General features: G+C 53.3%; 26 protein-coding genes and 2 pseudogenes. 10 read left to right on the forward strand and 18 right to left on the reverse strand.

Features of this window, described 5'->3' with window-relative positions; translation table 11 throughout:
• Nucleotides 1-565: 565 nt before the first annotated feature.
• Nucleotides 566-850, reverse strand: a complete 285-nt coding sequence (locus SynA1544_RS05555; protein ID WP_186515471.1) for a DUF1651 domain-containing protein — start codon at nucleotides 848-850, stop codon at nucleotides 566-568.
• A 479-nt stretch (nucleotides 851-1,329) separates the two neighbouring features.
• Between SynA1544_RS05555 and SynA1544_RS05560 the strand changes: the two are divergent.
• A pseudogene (locus tag SynA1544_RS05560) lies at nucleotides 1,330-1,767 on the forward strand (transposase); the annotation flags it as partial.
• Nucleotides 1,768-2,079: 312 nt separating this feature from the next.
• Here SynA1544_RS05560 and SynA1544_RS14660 read toward each other — a convergent pair.
• Together SynA1544_RS14660 and SynA1544_RS14665 are read right to left on the reverse strand one after the other, a co-directional pair.
• On the reverse strand, nucleotides 2,080-2,613 hold the full coding sequence (locus tag SynA1544_RS14660; RefSeq protein WP_255477737.1) for a DDE-type integrase/transposase/recombinase: 534 nt from the start codon (nucleotides 2,611-2,613) through the stop codon (nucleotides 2,080-2,082).
• Nucleotides 2,610-2,951, reverse strand: a complete 342-nt coding sequence (locus tag SynA1544_RS14665) for a leucine zipper domain-containing protein (RefSeq protein ID WP_255477738.1) — start codon at nucleotides 2,949-2,951, stop codon at nucleotides 2,610-2,612. The genes SynA1544_RS14660 and SynA1544_RS14665 overlap by 4 nt, the downstream gene beginning before the upstream one ends.
• Nucleotides 2,952-3,173: 222 nt before the next feature.
• Here SynA1544_RS14665 and SynA1544_RS05570 point away from each other — a divergent pair, with 222 nt between their 5' ends.
• The 5 genes from SynA1544_RS05570 to SynA1544_RS05590 all read left to right on the forward strand — a co-directional run bounded on the left by SynA1544_RS05570 (nucleotide 3,174) and on the right by SynA1544_RS05590 (nucleotide 7,570).
• Complete coding sequence (locus SynA1544_RS05570) at nucleotides 3,174-3,701, forward strand: hypothetical protein (RefSeq protein ID WP_186515121.1); 528 nt, start codon at nucleotides 3,174-3,176, stop codon at nucleotides 3,699-3,701.
• Between the two features lie 490 nt (nucleotides 3,702-4,191).
• Entirely contained in the window at nucleotides 4,192-4,836 is a 645-nt protein-coding gene (locus SynA1544_RS05575; protein WP_186515122.1) for a hypothetical protein, read from the forward strand.
• A gap of 1,136 nt (nucleotides 4,837-5,972) precedes the next feature.
• Complete coding sequence (locus tag SynA1544_RS15020) at nucleotides 5,973-6,119, forward strand: transposase (RefSeq protein WP_186515123.1); 147 nt, start codon at nucleotides 5,973-5,975, stop codon at nucleotides 6,117-6,119.
• 568 nt (nucleotides 6,120-6,687) lie between these two features.
• Nucleotides 6,688-7,215, forward strand: a complete 528-nt coding sequence (locus tag SynA1544_RS05585) for a hypothetical protein (RefSeq protein WP_186515124.1) — start codon at nucleotides 6,688-6,690, stop codon at nucleotides 7,213-7,215.
• A gap of 202 nt (nucleotides 7,216-7,417) precedes the next feature.
• A complete protein-coding gene (locus SynA1544_RS05590; RefSeq protein WP_186515125.1) occupies nucleotides 7,418-7,570 on the forward strand; it encodes a hypothetical protein in 153 nt (50 codons plus the stop codon).
• Between the two features lie 27 nt (nucleotides 7,571-7,597).
• Here SynA1544_RS05590 and SynA1544_RS15025 read toward each other — a convergent pair.
• From SynA1544_RS15025 to phnC, 10 genes and pseudogenes are all read right to left on the reverse strand, one after another.
• A pseudogene (locus SynA1544_RS15025) lies at nucleotides 7,598-7,856 on the reverse strand (transposase); the annotation flags it as partial.
• 656 nt (nucleotides 7,857-8,512) lie between these two features.
• On the reverse strand, nucleotides 8,513-8,851 hold the full coding sequence (locus SynA1544_RS05595; RefSeq protein ID WP_186515126.1) for a DDE-type integrase/transposase/recombinase: 339 nt from the start codon (nucleotides 8,849-8,851) through the stop codon (nucleotides 8,513-8,515).
• Between the two features lie 39 nt (nucleotides 8,852-8,890).
• Nucleotides 8,891-9,295, reverse strand: a complete 405-nt coding sequence (locus SynA1544_RS05600; protein WP_186515127.1) for an IS3 family transposase — start codon at nucleotides 9,293-9,295, stop codon at nucleotides 8,891-8,893.
• A complete protein-coding gene (locus SynA1544_RS05605; RefSeq protein ID WP_370594109.1) occupies nucleotides 9,292-9,552 on the reverse strand; it encodes a transposase in 261 nt (86 codons plus the stop codon). Before SynA1544_RS05605 ends, SynA1544_RS05600 begins: the two co-directional genes overlap by 4 nt.
• A gap of 340 nt (nucleotides 9,553-9,892) precedes the next feature.
• Nucleotides 9,893-10,495, reverse strand: a complete 603-nt coding sequence (locus tag SynA1544_RS05610; RefSeq protein WP_222930165.1) for an HD domain-containing protein — start codon at nucleotides 10,493-10,495, stop codon at nucleotides 9,893-9,895.
• Nucleotides 10,492-11,262, reverse strand: a complete 771-nt coding sequence (locus SynA1544_RS05615) for a phytanoyl-CoA dioxygenase family protein (RefSeq protein WP_186515128.1) — start codon at nucleotides 11,260-11,262, stop codon at nucleotides 10,492-10,494. Before SynA1544_RS05615 ends, SynA1544_RS05610 begins: the two co-directional genes overlap by 4 nt.
• Complete coding sequence (locus SynA1544_RS05620; RefSeq protein WP_186515129.1) at nucleotides 11,259-12,260, reverse strand: phosphonate dehydrogenase; 1,002 nt, start codon at nucleotides 12,258-12,260, stop codon at nucleotides 11,259-11,261. Before SynA1544_RS05620 ends, SynA1544_RS05615 begins: the two co-directional genes overlap by 4 nt.
• Complete coding sequence (gene phnE, locus SynA1544_RS05625) at nucleotides 12,257-13,066, reverse strand: phosphonate ABC transporter, permease protein PhnE (RefSeq protein ID WP_186515130.1); 810 nt, start codon at nucleotides 13,064-13,066, stop codon at nucleotides 12,257-12,259. Before phnE ends, SynA1544_RS05620 begins: the two co-directional genes overlap by 4 nt.
• Nucleotides 13,067-13,121: 55 nt before the next feature.
• Complete coding sequence (gene phnD / locus SynA1544_RS05630) at nucleotides 13,122-14,018, reverse strand: phosphate/phosphite/phosphonate ABC transporter substrate-binding protein (RefSeq protein WP_186515131.1); 897 nt, start codon at nucleotides 14,016-14,018, stop codon at nucleotides 13,122-13,124.
• Nucleotides 14,019-14,062: 44 nt separating this feature from the next.
• A complete protein-coding gene (gene phnC / locus SynA1544_RS05635; protein WP_186515132.1) occupies nucleotides 14,063-14,827 on the reverse strand; it encodes a phosphonate ABC transporter ATP-binding protein in 765 nt (254 codons plus the stop codon).
• 386 nt (nucleotides 14,828-15,213) lie between these two features.
• On the opposite strand from phnC, the gene SynA1544_RS05640 reads away from it, so the two are divergent.
• Both SynA1544_RS05640 and SynA1544_RS05645 read left to right on the forward strand, forming a co-directional pair.
• Nucleotides 15,214-15,393 (forward strand): hypothetical protein, encoded by a 180-nt coding sequence (locus SynA1544_RS05640; protein ID WP_255477739.1) that lies wholly within the window; start codon nucleotides 15,214-15,216, stop codon nucleotides 15,391-15,393.
• A gap of 140 nt (nucleotides 15,394-15,533) precedes the next feature.
• Nucleotides 15,534-15,728, forward strand: coding sequence for a hypothetical protein (locus tag SynA1544_RS05645; protein WP_186515134.1), 195 nt, complete (start codon nucleotides 15,534-15,536; stop codon nucleotides 15,726-15,728).
• 455 nt (nucleotides 15,729-16,183) lie between these two features.
• On the opposite strand, the gene SynA1544_RS05650 is transcribed toward SynA1544_RS05645, so the two are convergent.
• Nucleotides 16,184-16,414, reverse strand: a complete 231-nt coding sequence (locus SynA1544_RS05650; protein WP_186515135.1) for a hypothetical protein — start codon at nucleotides 16,412-16,414, stop codon at nucleotides 16,184-16,186.
• 464 nt (nucleotides 16,415-16,878) lie between these two features.
• Between SynA1544_RS05650 and SynA1544_RS05655 the strand changes: the two genes are divergently transcribed.
• The gene (locus SynA1544_RS05655; protein ID WP_255477740.1) at nucleotides 16,879-17,784 is read left to right on the forward strand and encodes an esterase-like activity of phytase family protein; all 906 of its coding nucleotides are present in this window, start codon (nucleotides 16,879-16,881) and stop codon (nucleotides 17,782-17,784) included.
• Nucleotides 17,785-17,819: 35 nt separating this feature from the next.
• Here the strand turns inward: SynA1544_RS05655 and SynA1544_RS05660 are convergent, their stop codons facing one another.
• The 3 genes from SynA1544_RS05660 to SynA1544_RS05670 form a co-directional block, all read right to left on the reverse strand.
• Nucleotides 17,820-18,071 carry a hypothetical protein gene (locus SynA1544_RS05660; RefSeq protein WP_186515625.1) on the reverse strand — a complete coding sequence of 84 codons (252 nt, stop codon included), beginning with the start codon at nucleotides 18,069-18,071 and terminating at the stop codon, nucleotides 17,820-17,822.
• A 2,580-nt stretch (nucleotides 18,072-20,651) separates the two neighbouring features.
• A complete protein-coding gene (locus tag SynA1544_RS05665; protein WP_186515137.1) occupies nucleotides 20,652-20,840 on the reverse strand; it encodes a hypothetical protein in 189 nt (62 codons plus the stop codon).
• 35 nt (nucleotides 20,841-20,875) lie between these two features.
• Complete coding sequence (locus SynA1544_RS05670; protein WP_186515138.1) at nucleotides 20,876-21,124, reverse strand: DUF3104 domain-containing protein; 249 nt, start codon at nucleotides 21,122-21,124, stop codon at nucleotides 20,876-20,878.
• 519 nt (nucleotides 21,125-21,643) lie between these two features.
• Here SynA1544_RS05670 and SynA1544_RS05675 point away from each other — a divergent pair.
• Complete coding sequence (locus tag SynA1544_RS05675; protein ID WP_186515139.1) at nucleotides 21,644-22,147, forward strand: hypothetical protein; 504 nt, start codon at nucleotides 21,644-21,646, stop codon at nucleotides 22,145-22,147.
• Nucleotides 22,148-22,723: 576 nt separating this feature from the next.
• On the opposite strand, the gene SynA1544_RS05680 is transcribed toward SynA1544_RS05675, so the two are convergent.
• Entirely contained in the window at nucleotides 22,724-22,882 is a 159-nt protein-coding gene (locus SynA1544_RS05680) for a hypothetical protein (RefSeq protein ID WP_186515140.1), read from the reverse strand.
• Between the last annotated feature and the right edge of the window lie 81 nt (nucleotides 22,883-22,963).

Consider the following 22,963-nt stretch of genomic DNA (forward strand, 5'->3'; position numbering starts at 1 on the left):
GCCACATCGCCTTCTCTAGCGCCGTCAGCTTTGGATCAGTCTCATGCAATGCAGCTTCCGCACGTCGCCTGGCGGCAATGATGAAGCGGTCTGTCTTATCGACTCCGTCGAATCCCATGTCCCTAAAGAGGACGACAGTTGCAACGTAGACATACGAATCGTGCGTGCATCGAATGCCAGTGAGCCCTCACTTCAAGCGATGGCCAGAGCTGACTTGGGCTTCAATCGCTCGACCAAATCTTGGCCGTTGCGAATGATTTCTTTCACGCCGATGCCTGTTCAGTCGTGTCATCGAGGACATCTTGCTGAAGCTGCTGAACGGCGCAGAGGGCTTCATGCGCAGGCCATCCATGGACGTCCATCAACTCTTTAACCAGAGCATCAGGGGCCTGAGTGATCGAGGAGCGAATGGCATTGATGACTTTGTTGTCCCTTGCGAGTGCAGACAGCCGTAGAGCCCTAAGTCGTTGCGTGTTCGGCTGTTTCATAACAGCACTCTGGACTACCGCTGGTTTTGCTCCAGTTGCCAACGACTCGTAAGTACTGGGTTGCCCCGTTCACTGCCCTACCGAAGTGGAGCGGCGCATCTCCTCCAGCCCATTGACTTGAGTGCATTCCATTTTTCCAGCGCCTCTTGTCGCGTCATCAGTTGACTCCCCTGAGGAATCGGGTCGTCAGGTGGTCTCCAATGGAAGCTGCGCATGACGATCGACTCGCCTTGCGAGCCATCCTTGGAAGCGGTGAATTGGTAGTAAAGCTGCTGTGGTTCATTGACAAGCCACGCGCCAACTGACTTGTAGGAGAGTTCTTCAGTGATGAGCTCGCCCCATGGGAGAGGAGCCTGATCGATCGCTCAGACGGTTTTTTTCGTAAGTGAGCTGGCGGAGCCTTTCGATGTGCTGTTCATGCTCTCCGCTGCTCCAGTGCTGTGGGTAGGCAACCCGGGCTTGAAGCTCCGAGATTTGGTTGTTGAGTTCTCTCGCTGGGTCCTCGGACCGAAGGTCCTCTCCACAGTGGACCATCACCTCCCGCTTCTGGTGAGGGAAAAGTGAATCTCTTGAATCACTACTGATACTCCGCTCGGGAGAGGCCGTTGACCGATCAGGAAGGTCGGCCCATCCCTTTGGTGGCGTTTGTTCAATTGATGAGTTGGCGGCAATCGGCCTGGCGAGGCCCGCGTCCCAGGTGTTGGTGTAATTCCCTTGGGACATCAACCCCGGCGTCGCCGGGGTTGAGCGCACAGCTCAGGCACCCGGCTCAGTGGCTGGCGTTGCAAGGGGTGGGCAGGCCCGTGACCCTGGTTCGAGTCCTACCTCAACCAGACGAACCATGCCCAAGATGGATTGTGGCGCCTCTGCACTGGCGCCGCTACTGGATGGCAGCAGCGCCGGGGAGCTGATCCCCGAACTGGTGCGTCACGGCCTGCAGCAGCTGATCGAGCTGGAGGTCGCCGCCGTGCTCGCTGCCGATCGCCATGAACGCAGCGAAGAGCGTCCTGGTTACCGCAACGGCTACCGCCCTCGCGTGCTCACCACCCAGGTGGGCGTCATCGATCTACGGATCCCCAAGCTGCGCAGCGGCAGCGTCCTGCCCTCGATCCTCGAGCCCCGCCGGCGTGTGGATCAGGCCCTCTACGCCGTGGTGATGGAGGCCTATGTCGCCGGCGTCTCCACCCGCAAGGTCGACGCCCTTGTTGCGGCTCTGGGCAGCCAAAGCGGGATCTCCAAATCCCAGGTCAGCCGCATCTGCGCCGACATCGACCTGCAGGAAGCAAGCGCCTAAACCAAGGCCCCAGCAGAGCGGTGGCGCAGCGCCCGGGGGCCGGCAGCTGAAACCGCACGACCGAGATCAACGCCATAGCCAACAAACAATCCGTCATCCAGGCGAACGACTTGACAAGTCAATCGGCTGGATTCACCTTGAAACAACGAGGTGCACATGCGCCTCGCGAATGACAGCCCGTCATTCATCCCTGTTCACCCTCAGATTAGGGCAATCGGGCCTCGGGATTGACACCTCGCAAAGGGACGCGGCCTGTCAAGAGATCAAGCCCCTAATTGTGTTTTCTCATCAGGTCATTCAGTAGCCCGTAACCAGCCGAGCTGCTGAATGGGAGTGCGGCCCGCCAAGGCCATGTGGCACCTGCGGCCGTTCTAGATCGCCAGATAGCGCGGCAACCACTGGTTCCGTTCCCCCTGAGGTCTGGAATGGCATGGAGTAAGCCCATTCAGCCAGCAGGGTCTTGATGAACCGCTCCGCCTTTCCGTTGGTTCTGGGTGTGTAGGGCCGAGTGCGTTTGGGCGTCAGGCTCAGGGCTATGCACGCCTCTCTCCAGGGCTTGGAGCGGAAGGCGCTGCCGTTATCGGAGAGCACACGCTTGCAAGTCATCCCTTGGGTATCGAACCAGGCCACAGCCCGCAGGAGGAATCCGACGGTCGTGGCCTGCTTCTCATCCGGCAGCACTTCGGCGTCGGCAAGGCGAGTGGCATCGTCGATGGCCACATGGGCTTTCTCATAGCCCGCGCCACGGCTGGATCCCAGACGCCGATCACCCGTGATCCGGTGCCCGATGCGTTCAAAACGGGCTAGCTGTTTGGTGTCGACATGAATCATGCGAGACCCAAGGCCTTAAGCACCCTCCCCACGGTGGAGAGGGGTGCCGATAAAACCCGGGCGACGCGACGGAGGGTGCAGCGCTCATGGCGGAGGGCAACAGCGTGCTGCAGTTGCTGTGGATTGAGCGTCCGCCGCTGAGTGCGGCGAACACGACGTCGATCCACCAAAGCCGCTGCACCGCCTGAGCGGTAGCGGGCCAGCCACGTGTAGGCCGTTCGCAGGCTGATCCCAGCCTCCGCTGCGAGAACGGAGAGAGTGCACCGATCGTGAATGTGTCGACGCAACAACCGTTCACGGCCGAGAGGTGTCAGCCGAGCATTCGGGTGGGTATGCATGGGGTGTGGGGTCTGTGGGTCGGAGGTGACACCCGGACCATGACGACCTCACACCCCTTTGTCAGCTGAACAACCTGGTGGGACTACACACCTAATCCCCGGCAGCTGGGCTGGTTTTTCAGAGTCCACTTGAAGATGATGTGTGTGCGCCTTGAGAACCGCACACACATCAATTGACTACCTTTTAAATGACTCTTTTATTTAGTGATATCCATCTCAATCATGAAAAGTGAGTTTATTTCCATAAGTTTGAATAAACTTCCAATACTCGGTGTAGGTTTCTTTGCAGTACTTACTCCAGTACTTGCTCAACAAGTTGATTCGGGTCGGATTAATTATCTGGGCGGAGTAGTTCAAGATATCTGCAATATTGAGACTCAGGATGGAACGCTTGCTTCTTCAGTAGACAAAACTACTTTATCTTCTGATTCCAATCAGGTTAATAGTTTAACTATTGGCCCTATCTCTTGCCTTGGAACTCCTCAAGCTGGAGCGATAACAGTCGTCAGCAATATGAAGTCTGGAGCCTTAATTACCTTGGACGAGCCAAAACTTAACGGGCCAAGTGCAGCAGAACAATCATTTATCAGCGTAAATAATTCTGCTTACGATAACACAATTGTATTGAATTCTAACGAGAGCGGAAGTGTAGATACTTCATCAGTGGATGTGCTGTTTACGAATAATAGTGGTTTTGAAAATGGAGAGTATACAGCATATGTAACTGTAACCTGTTCGCCAGCCCCATGAAATTACAAACTAAACTGTGTCTTCTAGGCGCGCTTGCCTTATCTTCATTAAGCGGACTCAATGCATACGCTCATGGTATGGGACCAATGATTTTAAGAGAAAGATCTGGATCATTGCTAATCAGTAATCAGTCTGATGAATCCATACGCGTTTTCGTTGATGCTTATCCGGTGAATCCAAATGATGGAGTCAGATCACCTGCTGACAAACCCTACAAAGCAAGAAAACAAAGAAAGCTTGTGTATATTCAAAAAAGCTTATTCAGGGTAAGAAAACGCGGATTTAAATCTATTAAATATCGAATTAAGTCCCCAAACTCAACTCCTTTCTACCTATGTTCTCTTTCAACTCAAGGATCATTCTCAACTCGTGTATGCTCTCTATGGGAGGGTTAATTCTTCTTCAATTTTTGATCCCAAAATCTGTTTATTCTCAAGTTTATTTGAATAATAATAATTCAAGGATGACTCGATCTAAGGCTTCACTCGATATGGGTAACGGTATTAGATGTTCATCTGATGGTGGATCTGTTCCAACTCTATCGATGTCTGTTGGTGCACTTCCTGACCGTCTTTATAATGTTTATGATGATCCTTACAGGAACGGGCCTAGTCCTCTTTCAGCTATGGTTAGTGTTAATGTACCTCTTCTTCAAACATCACAGGATTTTCGATGCAACGACCTCTTTGAGCAAGCTCTTGTGAGATCTAAAATTGAGAATCTTCGAGAGATGTATGATGAAGGAATCCTTACAGACAGACAGTTTCATTCTATGTCTCTAAAATTAAACGAGAAATTGTTTACGTCTGCTGAATTCAAAGATGTCAAGAAATCACTTGATTACAGTAGTGAATCTAGCCAAGGACAATTTTCTCTTTCACTGAGGGATGAATCTCCCGCTGTAGATGATCATCCGGGGGATGAATCCCCAGTTGTAGATTATCCTGAAAACAATCTCAATCCTACCTTTGCTGATCGTACAAAGCAACCTGATTTATTATCACAAGAGGTTTTAAAGTCCAATTTTCAAAATGTGAAAGTTAGTCGCCCATACATTCAGCCACTTCCACCATTGCCAAGCTCTTCTGAGCCAATAGACAAGGAACAATATTTACAAAATATTGCATATCAATAATATCTCCGGGATGAATCCATGTACTTTTGTGTTGATTTAAAACATTCAGACTATATTTTTTGTCTAATTCTTATTTTTTTATCGTTTGAATTCAATTAACTATTGCGTGTTTAGCAACAATTGTTTTCTTGAATTGTCAGGCATTATCTTTGTTGTTTATCGGTTTAAACAGTCTAAATGTGCTCAGAATATGATGCTAAAACAATTTTGGATGATCATTCATTGCTTTACTAAATGGAATTTTCTTGGGTTGTAATCTGTACAATTGCATATTGAAGAGTTATTTTAAACAGAATCATTAGAATCTCTGCATCACTATATTTGCATTGTTTGAATTAAAATAATCAATGATTAGCTGGATTTTCTTGCTCTTGCTAGATAACGCTTATATTTTTAGCAAATTGGCTTAATCTGGCTATCGGCTTTGTGATGCTATTAGCTGAAATATTTTTCGAGCATTTATATTCCGATGCGATGAGAAATGGTATTTCAGAAAGTCCGTCAATCGTTGCAATTCTAGGTTTGCCTATCTTTCTGTATATAAGTGGTAGTTAAGTCAGGCAAGGGTTCGTTTCCGAATATAGCAAGGCTTTGGTTCAATATGGTATCTGTTGTATTTGTGGGAGTAAGCTCTTAATGAGCGAAAATTGTGCAGTCTTCAATGCAGTACATTTGGCCTTCGTGATTTCTCAAAAATTGACCGAAAGTATCCCTGTTAACGATTAATCTCCTTTTATGGATTTAATTTATTTCTGCCTATATAAACAGCAGATGTATCTGCTTTCCACCTTGTTCGTTTAAAGTAATAGCTTACGGAAGGCGCAGCAATTTTATAGGTAAATCCTTTGCAGAATCTTCCATATTAGAGCCCCGTATTTTTCTTTTGTTTAGCTTTTAGCTGTTATTGAATATACCGATAAACCAAAAAAGACTTAATGTGTCGACAAATCCGTCTTTGAGTGTAAAGGCTTAATTTATTCAGGCTGTCCGACAGCATGGCTTCTGGTATCAACAGCAGAGGATCTGAAGGATTCACGATCAAAAATCTGTATTGACGACCCTCTCTGAGTCGATTTCATGGGAGTCCATCGACCACCACCTGAACAAGGCTGTAAACAAGAGCGGATGGGCAACACTTGCGACAGCGGATTGATCCGCTGATTCTCTTTAAGATGCTGATACTTAAGCAGTTATTCAATCTCAGCGATGACAATCTTGAAATTCTAATCAATGACAGGCGATCCTTTGAGAGGCAGGCGTCATCGAGGAGCTCTTCGAGATGATCGAGACTTCCCTGTGTTCGCAGGGCCTGCAAGCTGGCGGCGGTTAGAACATCGATCCAATTCTTGTTCCTGTTCCCAGGCAACGCAATACCCGCGAGGAGAACGCAGAGATCAAAGCAGGGAGACTGCCGAATGGTTGGGATGAATACCAGGATCGCTTCAAGATCAACGTGCTGGCGGCAATGTCGAATCTGTAAAAATCACAATGGTGGTTACTTGCCGCAGGTTGAGATCTGGAATGGCGTATTTCAATGCCGCGATTCAGCCACAACAATCAGCCATTCATGGCTGCAAACCAGCTCAAAGAACCGTAAAACGTTCTCTGAATGGTTCATCGGGCCTAAATGCGGCATTGCCAGTCTCGTCGTGCGATAAAATTACTGCTAACCTTGACATTCCTTAAGTAAACTTTTTATATCAACATCAGTGCGCCTAGTGAATTCAATGTTAGGGATTCAACAAGACGGGATTAGAATAGTAATAGTTGTTACTTTTTGGTGTATCCATAAGGTATTAGTCTAGCGTTGGTTGACTTTAGGTTCTATAATAAATTATTTTTCAAAGCTTCATGAACCTCCCAAATTTTTTTGCTTTTTTCCTGCTCGGCTCTTCACAATTTTTTTTAGCACAACCAGTTGCTGTACGAGCTCAAACTGCTGCGGTTGAATTCCTTGGAACTTTAGACAGTACGACCGAATCTTGTAGCTTTTCTGGAGCCGATGCTGGTGTTTTAGGCTTCCAGTCTACTTTAAAATTGGTATCTTCAACTGAGGCAGCACAGATCAGGGCTGTTATACAAACAACAGATGAGACTCCGCTCAGTAAATTTTCCATCAAGGCTGAATCTCCTTCCCTTGCTTATAAATCAGGAGATGATGTGTCAGGAGAATATCAGAATGTTCAGGTAAATAACCTGGGTATTGGGCTTGATGTTGAGGATGTAGATGCCGACTTGGGAGTTGATACTATTACCTTCAATCCTACATCCCTGACTTCAGATTTGTATGTCGGTGTTATATTTGAAACTGAATCTGATTTGTTGGACGGTGATTATCGTGCTGTTTCATCATTGACATGTTTCATTGCGGCTAGCTGACCCAATTGACTGTTGTGATGACTCCTATAACGCCAATTTTTGAGATGCCCGCGTCCCAGGTGTTGGTGTAATTCCCTTGGGACATCAACCCCGGCGACGCCGGGGTTGAGCGCACAGCTCAGGCACCCGGCTCAGTGGCTGGCGTTGCAAGGGGTGGGCAGGCCCGTGACCCTGGTTCGAGTCCTACCTCAACCAGACGAACATGCCCTCGAAACAGTCTGACGCGTCTGCACTGGCGCCGCTACTGGATGGCAGCAGCGCCGGGGAGCTGATTCCCGAACTGGTGCGTCACGGCCTGCAGCAGCTATCTGATGCTTCAGCTGCACACTTCGACTCTCTTAACTGCCGTCATTGACCAGGAGAAGGCATAGCACGGCCGAAAAAGGACAAAAAGAAGCTCCAGCAGATTCTCAAGGTTCATCGCCAGAACATTGAGTGCAGCGCCAATCTGTAATTTATAGCGAGTTTCTCTTGGATCAGACCCAACCCAAGCAGACGTTTGCTCTGACAGATCCTGCCATCGGCGGCGTTACGCTGCGTTGCCGCTGATCATCCAGGTACAGGTGTTTTTCTTTAGCCAATAACTCTCGATCACTCTTGGGGCGTCCGAGCCTTGAACCCCTCAACCGAATGCCATGGCGTCAGCAAAAGCCCCATTGGCACGATTTCGATGGGCCGGCGGTCGATCAGGTGTTGAGAAATCAAACGCAGCCGGCCCTTCTGCGTCAAACAGGCATTGGTGTGTTGACGCATGAGTCGTGAGGTCTCGGTTGGGCGGGTGACACCTCAACAGTTTGCGACCTCACACCTCATTGGCTACTGATCTACATGCTGAGACACAACAACTTGGATCGGAGCAGAGATCAAGGTGGCATCGATGATGATGCCTTGTTTCATTGCTATACCCCGTTGCTTGAGGTGAGCTTTGACGTCACAACGATCTGCTTGCTCAACTCGTGCTGCCCAACTACGTTGTGAAAAGCCAGGATCGTTGTCTCATCAGAGATCCAGCCACCAATCAGATCGATGACGGCAAAGCGACGCATAGTAGGCAAATCAATCAGAATGTCTTCAACTGCTGAATCGCTGAGATTGTATTAGCAGCCCCTTAGGTGAAAGCACAGCACAAGGATCAGGAGCTATCGCGTGCGGAATGGGTTTCCCCCGGTTTGGTGGGCACCGATCAGGGATCCGCATAAGTGAGTGTACGAGCAGCAATGAACTGCTGCTCGTCATCAATCGGGCTGAGGTAGCTCAGCGTTGAGTGGCGACGTTCGCGGTTGTAATAGCCATCGATTCAGAAAGCCAGATCACGCTGTAGTCGCTTGGGTGCGATGCGGTCTACGGCGTCATCGTCGAGGCCCAGTTCGTGTTTGAGGGTGGAGAACAGGCTCTCCACCACCGCGTTATCCCAACAGCAGCCCTTCGCAGACATGCTGCAGGTGATGCCATGGGCCTCCAGAAGCTCGCGGTAAGCGGTGGCTCTGTACTGGCTGCCTTGATCGGTGTGGATCAGCAGCTGGTCAGGTTCCACCTGGCGCTGACCCAGGGCCCGGTTGAGGGCCTCCAGCACCAGCGACGCCTCCATGGAGGTGCCCAGGCTCCAGCCGACGACACGGCGACTGAACAGATCCATCCAGACAGCCAGATAACACCAGCCTGAGGTGGTGCGGATTTAAGTGATCTCGCCGGCCCAGCAGCGGTTGGGCGCTGGTGGGGTGAAGTCCTGCTCAAGTAGGTTCTCAGCCACACCCGTTGCACCGCTCGCTTTGCTGCAGGGCCGGAAGGACCGGCGGGTCTTGGCCCGCAGGCCGGCACGCTGCATCAAGCGGGCGACACGATGACGCCCGATGGACCGGCCAGTCGCACGCAGTTCCTGGTGGATCCGCGGCGAGCCGTAGAAGCCACGGTGCTCCTGGAACACCGCCTGGATTTCAGCGGTGATCGCGGCATTCTCTGCCTGCCGCTGTCCCAGCGGCGCCTGCTGCCTGCGCTTCCAGCCGTCGTAACCGCTGCGGGTCACAGCCAACCGGCGACACAGCCAGGCAATGGGGTGCTGATCAGCCAGTTGATCGATCAAGCGAAACCTCTCGGCGGCAGCTGCTCCTTGGCAAAGTGCGCTGCCGCCAGCCTGAAAAAATCCTTTTCCCTCCTGAGCTCGCGGTTTTCACGGCGGAGCTGCACCAGTTCAGCGCGTTCCTCGCTGGTCAATGGGCCCTGGCCGGAACCACTGAGCTCACCGCGATCGATGCGGGCCTGACGGACCCACTTGGCCAGGCTGCTCACTGGAATGCCGAGGCGCTGGGCCACAGCCGTGCAGGTCAGACCCTCAGCCAGGCAAAGGGCAACAGCTTCCTCCTTTTGCTGCGGCGTGAACCGCCGGCGTGCACAGTTTGTTTGGGTTGGTCATCAATCAACAGTCTGGTGGTCATGGCGTTTCTCCTGTCGACCTGTCCACCAAACCGGGGGAAGCCCACCGCATTGATGGGGAGTGTGGTGGTTGGAGCTGGTGTGAATCCTGCGGATCAGCGCTGGGGTTTCTGCCCGCTGCTGCCAACTAGAAATCAGTTGCAGGAAAAGGTCTGAAGGTTTTGTCCCTGATTTGTCCCTGGGATTTTGTGCAACTGGGATCAATGGTGTGCAACTCCCAGGGAGCTGAACTCGCTTGAATCCTGCTCTACAGGAGATGGTCCAAGACCACCTGCCCGTAGGCATCCAAGTCGGGCACGTCAACCCCATGAACCTTGGCCCGGTCGTCCCAGCGCCGCAGGGCCATGGCATCGTCCATTCCCTCCAAGGCCAACAGCCGCATTGCTTCTGAACGACTCAGTTCTCCGCCTTGCACGGCAAAGCTGCGTTTCGATGCATCCGACAGCCCCGCGTAATACGTCTCATCCAGGGAGCACAGCAGCCGTTTGGCCGAGACATGCCGCTGTACGGGGGCAACAACCTGCGTGGGGAAGAACACCGAGAGTGCTCGGGCTGCGACGGCCTCATGGGCACAGTCTTGATCGAGGAAATCCCTTTGCTCATCGTGTTCATCGATCATCAGATGGCCGATGTCGTGAAGCAGTGATGCCACCACCAGATGGGGTTGCTGCGACTCCTGGTGGGCCAGATGCGCTGTCTGCAGAGCATGTTCCAGCTGCGTCACCGATGGGTCGTAGCTGGAATGCCCATGGGTGTTGAGATAGGCGAAGAGCAGGTCAACGCGCTCTTCGCGACTCCCCGCTTGCATGGATTTCATCCATTCCATGGCGTGGTCGGCCAGTGCAGTCATGAGACGTCCTCTCCGAGAAAGTGGTTGATCAAGCTGACGCGTCCTTCCTCCAGCGCCTGCTTTTTGTGGTCGTAGTACTCCGATCGCAAATCGCCTTCGGAGCTGGCGTTGTAGGTGACGTACAGCGCGCGGCGGGAACGATCGGAGCGGTTGGTGCCGCTGCGGTGCGGTGCAAAGGAGTTGAAGAACACCGCGTCTCCAGCCGCCACAGGCATCGGCGTCCATTCGAGTTGAGCTGCCCGCTCAATCGGGAGGCATCCATCAGCATTCACATCGATCACCCCGTTGTGATGGGCCCCTTTGGCGAATTCCAAGCAGCCATTGTTTGTATCCGCTGAATCCAAGGCCAGCAGCATCGTGATGTGCAGCGAGCCAAACGGGTAGGCCGGGGCATCCTGATGGGGGGCGTACCCGGCGGCACCGGGGTGCTTGTAGTTGATCTTCTCCTTGAACAGCACCGGCGGCTCGCCAAACAAGGCTTCGAGCACATCGTGCACCCGCCCTTGGGTCAGGAACTGATGCAGTGGAGGGTGATCCTTGGCGAAGTCTTCGGTTCGCGCTTTGACCCGACCACGGTCCGTGCTTTCGAAGTAGTGGCGCCCCAATGTCGATGCGCTGGAGATGTCGTCAATCCAAGCCAGCAGCTCAGCCATGGCGTCGCTGGCCACCAAGCCAGGCACATGCACGACGCCGTCCTGTTGATGACGCCCTTTGAATTCAAGGAGATCCTTCGGATCCCAGTGCGTTGTGGTTGTGGTGTTGCTCATCTGATCGGCATCAGGGTGGACTCAACAAGTGCTTTGAGATTGCGGGCCGCCGTCATGGCGATGTCTTCGCGGATGGATTGAACGGCTGACCCGATGTGCGGTGTAAGCACGGTGCGATCGCGCTGATCGAGCAAGCCCTGGGGAATGGAAGAGGGGTGGTCCTCGCGGGCCCAGTCCTCCATCTCAAAAACATCGGCTCCGTAGCCCCCCAGCTGGCCTGATTGCAGCGCGCGCACAACAGCCTGTTCATCCACCACCGAGCCACGGCATGGATTCACCAGCACTGCTCCTGGCTTGCACCGGGCCAACACATCCGCATTGATTAGATGCAGCGTGTCGTTCGTGAGCGGCACCATCAGCACCAGGTGATCACTGCGTTCAATCACGTCGTTGAACTCCACATGCTGCAGTTCAAGACGTTGCTCGGATGGGCGATCAAGACGAACGGGATCGCTGTACAGCAGCGTTGCGCCGAAGCCCCGCATGCGCTCGGCGAATTCAATGCCGAGTTGCCCCATCCCCACGATGCCAACCGTGCTGTTGATCACTCCCTTGGAGTAGAAATTGGGCCGCCATCCAGGGAACTGGCCTGTGCGCACGAAGGCATCCCCTGCCGGGATGGATCGCGCCAGGCTGATCAGCATCGCAACGGTGAGTTCTGCTGTTGGTGCCGCCAACAAATTGGGGATGAATTGATAGCGAATGCCCCGGGCATCACAGGCGGAGAGATCGAAGTTGTCGAACCCACGCAGGGCGCCGGCAATCGAGCGCAGCCGCGGGCAGTGATCCAGAAAGTCGGCATCGACGCAATCCGGCATGAACATCAGCAGGCCGTCGGCGTCTGCTGCTGCTTCCAACAGGGCGGGACGGCTCCAGGGCTCCCGGCTGCGATTGGCGGTGACCCGTGCGAATTCGGAGAGGAAGTCGATCACCTCCTCCTGCACATGGTTCGTGACCACGAGATGGGGCCGCTGTTGATGGCTCATGAGGGTTGTCATTGCACCATCCAATGCCGCAGGGCATTGCTCATCGAATCGAGCGCTGTGACCACCACAAGCACCACCAGCAGAAGAGCCGAAACCTGCTGGTATTCCATGATCCGCAGGGCACTGATGATTTCCAAACCGATGCCGCCGGCGCCCACGGCGCCCACCACCATCGAAGCCCGGAAGTTGTATTCCCAGCGGTAGAAGGTGACATCGGCCATGGCTGGAAACACCTGAGGAAGGATGCTGTGAACGATCACCTGCAGTTCAGACGCCCCCGATGAGCGGGCGGCTTCGATCGGCTCCTGATCGCAGAGTTCGATCGCCTCGGCGTAGAACTTGCCGAGCATGCCCACGGAGTGAAGGCCAAGCGCCAGGGTTCCGGGCAGTGCTCCGAAGCCAACAGCAGCCACAAGAATCATGCCGAGAATCAACTCGGGAACGGCTCGGGTCACGTTGAGCACTGCCGTGGCGATCACGTAGAGCGCCGGGCTGGGGCTGGTGTTACGGGCGGCAAAGAAACAAAGAAGGAGCGAGAAGAACACCGCGATGGAGGTGCCTGCGATGCTCATCGCCATCGAGTCGATCAAAGGCTTGATCCAGAACGGCCACCGAGCGAAATCCGGTGGAAACATCTCTGGTAGCAAGTTGAGTATCGCCGGCACCCCAGTGGCGATCCGATTCGGATCAAACAGACCAACAACGGCCAAGGAACCAACAACCGCCGTGAGAATCACCAGCACACGGAGGAATTGCTGCCGCCATCGCAGCTCATGGCGCCGAAGAATGGCGCGATGGGTATCAACGGAAGCACTCATAACGGAAGACCAAGAAGGTCCCGATGGTGGGAACCACCGGGACAGAGGAACGGCTTCAGTTGACGAACTTGCCGAGGTCGAGGCCCAGCAGATCACCCGCCTTGCGGATGCCGTCGTAGTCCTGATCAGTGATCACGGCGAATCCATCGGCCTTGAACGGCTTCAGGACGCTGTCGTCGTTCAGTTCAATGAAGGTGGTGCTGATGGTGTCCTTCAGCTCGGGCTTCAACGACGAGCGCATCGTCCAGGGGTACTGCGGGATCGGCGCTGATTTGGCGATCAAGGTCACCTTGGTGGCGTCGATCTTGCCCTTCTCCTTCAGGGATTCGAAAATCGGGCACGCCACGCCACCGGCCTGAGCATTGCCGTTCTGAACGGCCAGGGCCACGGCGTCATGGGCGCCGAGGAACACACCTTCGTAGTCCTCACCCTTGGTGAGGCCATTTTCTTTGAGGGTCAGTTCCGGGAACAGACGGCTGGAGGTTGAGGCTGGATCTCCAAAGGCAAAGGTTTTGCCTTTGATCGCCTCAAAGTCGGTCACACCGGCTTCGGTGTTACCAATCAGGCAGGACTGGTAGGTCTTGGTGCCCCCCTTGATCCGAGCGGCGAACGGCTCGATCTCGCTCTTGGTTTTGGCCAAAACGTAGGACAGCGGTCCGAAATAGGCCAGGTCGAGGCGATCGTTGCGAGCAGCTTCGATCATGGAGGAGTAATCGGTGGTGACCACCAGTTCGATCTCCTTGCCGAGCTTCTGGTTGAGGTAATCCTTCAGCCCTTGGTTGTCCTGAATCACCGTTGCGGCATTTTCATCCGGGATCAGGGCAACAATCAGCTTGTCGGGATCACTGGAGTCAGCAGACTTGCCAGTTGTTGTTTGGCTGGAGCAACCAGTCAGAACAATCGCAGCAGAGGCAAAAGCAACGGCTGAAAAACGCGCAGCTTGGGACAACATGGGGATGAAATGAAGAGCAAGCCTGAAGTCGAGACGGCGGGTCTTTAGGTGACCGCTGCCTCGAGCTTGTGGCGATACAGGGCGTGAATCTCGCTATCTTCCAAGGTCACGGAGTGTTGGTCGCAAATGATGCGACCAGCGGCCATGCCAATGATTCGATCAGCAAACTGGCGTGCGAATTCCACCTGGTGAAGGCTCACCAGAACAGCAATTCGGTCGCGCTGGCAGATGTCTTTCAACAGTGAAAGAATCTGCACTGAACTTTCTGGATCCAGGCTGGCGATCGGCTCGTCCGCGAGAATCAGACGGGGTTCTTGCACAAGGGCCCGCGCGATGCCGACGCGTTGCTGTTGGCCTCCGCTGAGGTCTTTAACGCGGGCCAGTGCTTTATCGATCAAACCCACGCGCTCGAGGGCTGAGAGGGCTTTTTGGCGATCGCTCTCCGGCAGTGGAAGCAGTGAACGCAGGAAGGAGTGGTATCCCAAGCGACCCATCAGCACGTTGTCGAGCACGGACAAGCGGTCAATCAGCTGGTGCTGCTGGAACACCATGCCCGTGTCCCGACGGTGGGCGCGGAGCTGCCGCTTCGTGCTTGCGCTGATCTCTCCGTGGTGGCGTGATCGGATGCTTCCCGAACAGGGTTGAACCAGGCCATTCAGGGAGCGCAGCAGCGTTGATTTTCCAGCCCCGGAGGAGCCCAGAAGAACAACAAATTCCCCGTCTTGGAGTGAAAAACTGATATCACGGACGGCGAAGTTATCTTCCTCAAACGACACAGACAGTTGCTGGATGCTTAACAGCTCGTCCATTGCTCTTCTCTGCCAAGCATTCGCAGGTTCAACCTAAACCCAGTGAAGCTGTGCCGATTAACAAATGAATAAGGATTGATAGAGGCTTGCTTATCGCCCGCTAATTTAAAAATTTCTTGGCCTGATCTTATTGCATTCATAATCTCTGGGTTCATTGGTTGCATCGCTTCTGAATGTGGCGATGTCGCGCTGGTGGCATTTGGTCAGATGGGTACGGAAAGCCGAATCGCGGTTGAAAATGTGTTGCTGATGGACCCCCTCGGTGTTGCTGAGTACGTCGATCGTTGATTTTTATCGATAACTTTTAAACATCGTTGGCCTGCCTTTTGCAGGTGCAGTTCGATCCGGCGTCATGCAACGGGGACCCGGACACTGTGGAGACGTTCATGTCACCTCTCGACCTCGTCAAGCGCGCAACCCTTCGCAAGCAACGCCTCACTGAGGCTCAACTGGCCCATTTGCGTGCCACCGCTTATCGCGGTGTCGACACTTCAGCCCACCTCTCTCCGACCATTGCCCGTGCTTCTGCGGCTTGTACCTATCGGGGAGTTGCTTACACCAGCTGAACTGGTGCCACTGATCGACAAGCAAGCGCCCCCTTGAGGGGCGCTTTTTTGCGCGCTTCAAGCTTTCTCGATGGTTCATTTCAACACAGTTCTCACCCCTGCAGGAGCCTTACAACGGAACAACGATTGAAGGAGCTTTCATGAGTCGATCGAGGTCGTTCAACCGCTTTCATCGCTATCTGGCAAGGCAGAAACGCCGTGGTCTGCTCTCTGTTCTGCCGCAGTTCCAGATGGACTTCCAGGTCTACGGATCGCCCATCGATCACAGCCGCGGCATGCTCAACAGGCTGAAAGGCCGTGAAGTGGAGCTTGAGTTGCTTGACGCCGAAACCTGACCGAGTAGCCCTCTCCCTGAGCCCAGCCCATCTCCCTCGTGGTGTCGCGCCTACGGCGTTGACTACGTAGCCAATAACGGCTCACATGCCAATTCTCCGTAGCCCTCGCTACAGGCTTATAAGACTTTCATGGAGGAATCCTTGATCCCAAAGGTCTCCGAAAAATGGTACGCAGTGGCACGGGAGACCCCCTATGAAGGAGATCTGTGGAGACTTCTCTAACGGCAGAGTGAGTCATCGCGGCAGCACGGGAGAGCGACCCGTTGGCTGGCAGATCATCCAGTCCTCATTGACGGCAACTTGATGGGGATTGGTTTCTGCGCTTTAGGTGGTGTTCCGATAACGAAATATATTCAGAGCATTGCCTCTATCGAGGATTCGGCCAGGCATTATGAATGCGCGGAGCTAATCGCTCTAAGCACCGCTAGGCATGAGAATGAGAAACCACCTCCCCCTCAGTGGGAGGTTTTCTTGTATGAGCCTTTTGCTTGCTGCGGGAGCTCATACAGCTCGATCAAATGCGAGGTCAAGCGCCTGAGGAAGTCTTTCTCGGCTGTTTTTGAAGCCAGTGCATGGACGTTGTCGCCAAGGCGATCCTTGTATGTATAGACCTCTAACCCTTTGGCGCTGATGTCAGCGGCGATACTTCGACCGTTTCTGAGGATGAATCGCATGACAGCCTCCATGGATCAAGGGCAAAGATCTCGCGCACGCCAAACTTGTGCAAAGCACGATGGTGTATCCAATACGAGACGAATAATCTATTGAACTCAACCTCCATGTTGCGGTTAAGCAGAATTTAGAGCCAAGGAAGCATATGATTAATGGCTGATTTCGTGGCTATTATTTTTTAGTTATGGTTCTAGGTTTTTCTCCTTTGACACGAAGATTCATCTTTTCCAGAAGAGGTGATAGGCGTGGTCCGCGCTCCTTGCTGAGGAGAATCTTTCAGTTCCTCTTTCAATAGGGAGCCCAGCCCATCTCCCTCTGCTGCGTTGGTGTTTGATCTTGCCTCTGGAGTTGGGTCAAGGGTGTTCGTTGTTCTTGCCACTGATCAGAGCCAGGTGCGAGGGTCTGGATCCATTTGGTGAGATTCGTGGAGTTAACTCTTCCCTGCCCTCTTGACGCTGGGTGGGAGGTCGTTCGCACGGTGGATTTACCGAAGCGAGGGGTAGATGGATCTCCTCTGGGCGGTTTCTCCGCAGCCGCATACCAGCCTGAGCTGGATCGACTTTGGTTGCTTAGTGATGCTCCTCGCGGTCATCTCATTCCATGGACTGGGTTGTCCCAGTTGCTCAACGGCCAAACCACGTCGCTGAATCCAGGGTCAAGACTGCTGATTAGGGATGAGTTTGGCCACCCACTGCCTGAGGGGTTCGATGGTGAGGGGCTGGTTCTGATCGGCAGCAGTGCCTGGATCGCGAGTGAGGGGCGCCGCACGCCGGATCGCGTCGCACGACTGATCCGCATCAACATCAACACGGGCCGGCAGCAACAAGTGCTGCAGCTACCATCGACCTGGAGGGAGCTTTCAGGACGCGGTCTGGCGATAAATCAAGGGCCGGAATCCCTCACGGCGTTGGCTCCTGCTGAGCTTTTGTTCGCCGCAGAACGGCCTCTGCTGCAGACCAAAGATCCACTGTTGGTACCAATAGCTCGAGTCAATCAAGGCACGGAGGTGCGACCTGAAAGCACCTTGCAGATTCAATTACTAAAAAATGGGGCTGGTCTAACCGAACTGCTGGCTCTACCAGCGCAACGAAAACTTTTAGCACTCGTTCGTGGATTTCAACCACCACTGACATGGTCTGCTCAGCTGCTGCTATTTCCGTATCCCAGCGGTACTGACTCGACTCCACCGCTGCAACCATTGCACGGTTGGAATTTGCTCACAGCTGGTCTTCCGGCAGACAATTGGGAGGCCCTGGCCATTGGCCCAAAACTGCGTGACGGTCGCACCACGATGATTTTGGGGAGTGACGACAATTTCAACCCACGCCAGTCAAGCTGGCTTGCAGTTATGGCTCCTCGCCGTTCCGAAGCTTGCTCTGACTAGCTTGCACCTCTCGGGCTCATCCCATTCTCTTGACATCAACGGTGAAGAAAGAACGCCAAGGCGTACCCGATCACTAAGCCCTTGCCAAAGGTGATCCAGAGCATCTGATACTTGCTCAAACCAAAGCGCAGCCGAATCCGCTTGATACATGTCTTGTGCCAGATCAAGATCGAACTGGGCATCTGATGGGCTGATTCCTGCTCGCAAAGGATGAACCGCCTACGTTGCGCCGATTCAAGGTCAGTCAGATCTTTTGCTCCTTTCAGTTTGTTGGCTTTCTTGCTCATCTTGCTAAGTCTGCGAACAGATTTAAGCTACTCAAGTAGTTTAGATCACATCCTTTCTTCTTGGATGTCTTGGTAAGTGGATATTCAAAGGATTTCCTGGCGATCCAGTTCCACCATTTATCGGGGAGTGGTTGAATTGCTCAGGTCCACTAATTCTGGGCCATGGGTGCCTTCCTTGAAATGTCCTATGGTGGCTGAAAATAATCACTTGCCTTCATGGGGCAATGAGTTGCTCAAGCTCCTCTCTATTGCCTGTCCCTCTCTAAGAGCTGAAGCGATTAGGACTAGCCCGATCGAGAAAAAACTGATCGATTTGAAGTTGAGTAAGTAAAAATTCATCTTAAAACTATATGGCTTTTATTCGATAGTTCCTGCGACTTATGCTTTCTTCGGCCAGCATCAAGAGCCCAGCCCGTCTCCATGACGCCTCCAGTGGCTGGTTTTGAGCTTCCACGCCACGATGGGGCTGGGGCCTCGGCTGAGAACGGAGCCAACCCCAAATTCCAGAGCTGTGAAGGCCCTGCATGAGGAGATGACTTCACTGCATCAAGTCCGTTGCCCACTGTGAACTGATCCATGTCCTCTTTGGGGATTCGGTATCGAGGGAACCATCTGATGGAACACATGCTGCCGAATCTTTGACAGGGCGATCCGCTTGCGAGACAGACAGATCACCCGAGCCGGACCCCCTCGTCATAGGTCGTCTCATTGACGTCATAACCGTCCGCCTTTCTTTTCACCTGTCTCCTGCGTCACACAAAAAAGTTCCTGACAAGGCGATCCGAGGTGCAGGCAGATCGCCCGAGCTAAGACCGCCACCCTCTCGTGGGTCCCGCTCACGAAAGTCATAACCGTTTGTCATTCCTAAATCGTGTCTTGCGCGACACATTGATGAATCTCGTCTGCGTCGGCTGGTTGGAGGTGCCGTCATGCCACCGCAAACCATGGGAGTTCCCTCTCTGGAGTGGTGGCTGGGCGCCGCTTCTCGAGCGGATTGATATGTGCATGACAAGTGGATCTCTCATGCCTTGAGTCAGCATGATCAAGGCTTAATCAGATGTTTGCTTCGTCTTGGTTGCAGGGTCTTTGTGTTCGCCTATATGAGGTTTACGGACATCGAGGCCATCGATGACGGAGAAAAATTCCACTTGCCCGGTCACGGATCTGAGCAATGAGTGGTCAGCGTTTGGTGCGACGCGCTGGTTGTATTCGAAGGCTTTGGCTGAGGCAAAACTGAAGCTTATGTATTCCATAGACCCTGCGGACAGGGAGACGTCAGCAAACGGGCAATCACAGATATCCGATAGTAATAGCGACGAGCCTTTGGATGTGACATCCTTCGGCAAAATCAAGGTCTAGCCATGCGTCACGCGTCGTATAGCGTTGAATTGATGTCTTCACTCTCCAAGCGACGCTCGGATCATCGTCGTGCGCGACGACTCGTCGCTCTGTCGCTTTCAACCTTCGGGACAGTTCTTCTTTTCGGTTTGATAAGCCACGGTCTTGATGTGTTGGGTACGGAGTTGACAACGAGCTGGCCGCAGGGTTAGGGCCTGGTTAAAACTGAGTTTTTGGACGTTTATCTCCTTCAATATAAAGCCGAAGAGGGCTGTCATCAACGCTTTTTGTGTAGCGCCTCCCTGGTGTCCTCGGTCACCACGGCGGCCGAATCCAGCTGGTTAGGTTTGCGCCGAACACCAGCTCATCGATTGAGTTATGGCGTCGTCTGCTCATGCCAACAAAAGCCCCTACACCAAAGACCAACTTGAGCGATTCCTCAAGCAATGGGATGAGGCGGCCATGAAGCGACCTCCATACGTCCCTCCCCGTCGCAGGGGCGGGGCACTGAGTGAGTAATCAGAACTCTTCCTCCTCAGTATTGTTTTTCAATAGGAAATTTATTAACTGTGGCTTGGTTGTGATGAAATTAGCTTCTATAGGGTTTCTTTTGCCGGATCAAAGGAGAAATGCCATATCTAGGTATCTGAGGACATCTATCGTTTGTGTTAAGACAAAAGTTCTGTAATCCGCATGAGCCATGTACTGCATCCATCGCGAGGAAGCTCCTGATCGTTGGATTCAGGACTTCTGCTTCAAGACAGAGCTAAGAGCTTTTGTTCGATCGAGAGTGATGTCTAAGGTGAACAATTGCAATTACAGGGTTGTCGACCAGGGATCCAGCAACGTGATTGCTGTTGTTCGTCAAGGAAAAGGCCTGGTTATGTGACCGCTGCTGATGAAAAGCGTTAAGGAGCATAAGTTCCAGCTTCGTGACTTACGAATCACCCTTGCAAGTCGAGCAACACTGTTGTTTTGAGCACGCTAATCCTTGATCGGTCTCGATAACCTTGATCAATCGTTGGCCTGGCGTTTGCAGGTGCAGTCAAATCCGGGGTCATGCAACGGGGAACCAGGCACGATCGAGACGTTTATCGATGGGTTGCCTACAAGAGCTGAACCGGTGTTACACATCGGCAAGCAAGCGACACGTCGAGGGGCTTTTTCTTGGATGAACATCGTGGTTGCCCAGCCCATCTCCTTTGGCATGCCACCCATGTGGCGCTGGGTCGTGGTTGGCTCCTAGAGCAGCTCAGTGATTCTGCGACGAGCCACCTTGGTATCTGAGGGCTGAACGTACCAGCCAAGAACTTGCTCAATCACCTCGCTGCGACTTTTCAGCGACCACTGCTTGAGCTTGCGGTCAATCATGGCTGCCGTCTCGTCTGAAAGTTGGACCGTTACGGTCTTGTTGCCCTTGTTCTTTCCCATCAGAGCCATAGAGCTCTTTCAAGGATGGCAACAATTCAGAGCCTTGGAACGATGTGGGTGACGAGGTCAGCCTTGACCCAGTTGGTGATATGGGTGTCCACATAGGTCACCTGGAAGAACAATGGGACCTTTGGGCTTTTGGCGCTGCCAATAACGTGAATCACGTCAGCCATATGCCAGGTCTCGTCTGTGTTCTTGATGATCACGGACATTCCCGCTTTGACGTGGTGAAAGATCGGATCTGGGTTGGGTGGGGCAATTGGTCTCACCGGGCCAGTGGGCATATCCCTTCGGGTCGTACCTTTTTATTCAAAGCCGATCCAGGTCGCTGAGCCAACCAAGAGATCTTCAACGGCTCTTTAAGGGCTGGTCTCGGCTTGACCCGGCATAAGCCTTGCGAGGCGGTGTCGCTTCAGAGTTCATCTAGATCCACTTCATGTGACAGAAGCCTGAAGGGGTGCGGATAAGCCTTCTTAACGATCCTCCTCAGCAGAGGTGCGGCAATTTCCATCAGGAGCAGCAAAAGAGCTTCCACAACAACAGTGTGGCCTCAGCCAGCTTGTGGAACTCAACCGATTTTTTCCATGTCGGTCCCTAGAGCTTGTGCTTCTGCTTGCGCTGCTGGTCGTGTCACAACGTCTGTCCTGGTGATCCATCAGGCAGGTGACACCTACAGGGCGCAAGACCGACCAGTGCTCATAGGTCGAGCTTGAACGGAAAGACGGGAAACGCTTTGTTGAGCGGATGTTGAGACGCGCGAGATTAATGCTTCGATGCTTAATGGATGTTTAAGGGGATGAAGGATGTGGGACATCGGCTTATCTGTTTTCCTGGCGCTGTCCGGTGTGAGTGTTGTCGACAGTCCCCGTGACTGCCGCGATCAACCGGGCCTGATGGGTGGCTACATCACGGGAACGAATCTGATTGAGCTCTGTCATGCCAACGTTCATCGTGCTGATCAGGACCTCGAACGGGTGCTGCGTCACGAGATGGTGCATGCCATTCAGGAAAATTTCGATCTTCGGGAGTCGCTGATTCCAGAGCCACTGCTCACTTGGTTGGTCCGCTGGACCATGGATGACCGTGAGGTGATGACGGTGCTGCTTTACGACGAGCATGAGACGGTCCAGGAATTCGAGGCCCGGCTTCTCGCCAACCTCCCCAACTGGGTTGTGGGCTCTTTGCTTTGGATCAGTGAGCATCGGCACCGTGCGGTTCATGCTGGTCTTCAGCTTCCTCAGCCCTGGGAGGTGCTCCCTGTGGAGGCGATCCTGTGGAGGGATCAGTACGCCCTGGCCCGTCGTTGAATTGGTTAGACCTTTGACATCGGTCGCTTGGGGTGACATCCAATCATTCGATGCATTGAGTTGTCACCCCTGCTTCTCCAGCAAGTGCTTGGCTTATTGCATTGCTCTCTAAAACCAGCCTTCAGAGCCGAATGCTGGGCCTGGCGTTCATGCACCGCTGTGGTGTAGTTGTTGATACATAGTTTGAGTTACGCATTCGATGTTCAGTTGGCATAAAAGCGCCACAAAGCGGTTCAGGAAGTCGATTGGCCTGAGCAAATACCAGTTCCTCTGGCTCACCTTCGGCAATGGCCTACTGATTGGTTATGTCCTGGCTTTTCTGGCTCACCGTTAACGCTTGATCAGAGGGGATCGGCATGACGCCGTTGTGCTGCAGGTGAAGTGCGACCGCCCCTGGGCCCCACACGATGCCCGCTGCCAGCAGCCAAGACCAGAACGGTGATCTCAAGAGTGGGTCTTGCAAGGGATCCAGCCCAGATCACTGCTATCTACGGCCTGAAGGTCAAGGCTTGATTTCAGCGTGGTTAAGAAACCCCCAGTAGGTATATACCCCCTGGCACCATGCCGTGGTAGAGGTTAATGATTGGTTAACAGGAGGTTGTCATGAATCCGCTGAAGCAATTCCTCAAGCTGCATCGCCTTGAGCTCCAGGCTCGAGCGTGCGTTGATCGCTCTTGCGCGCAGAAGCTGATCAGAAAAGCCGAGAAGGCCAAGCAGAAGCTTGCCGGTGGCCACTGCCGCTAAGGCCTTGCTCCTTAAGAAGAAGTTCTGATTTCGCAGCGCCTGTCCAAATTAAAATGTATCCAGTGACACAGT

The organism is Synechococcus sp. A15-44 (assembly GCF_014280115.1).
Classification (GTDB): Bacteria; Cyanobacteriota; Cyanobacteriia; order PCC-6307; family Cyanobiaceae; genus Parasynechococcus.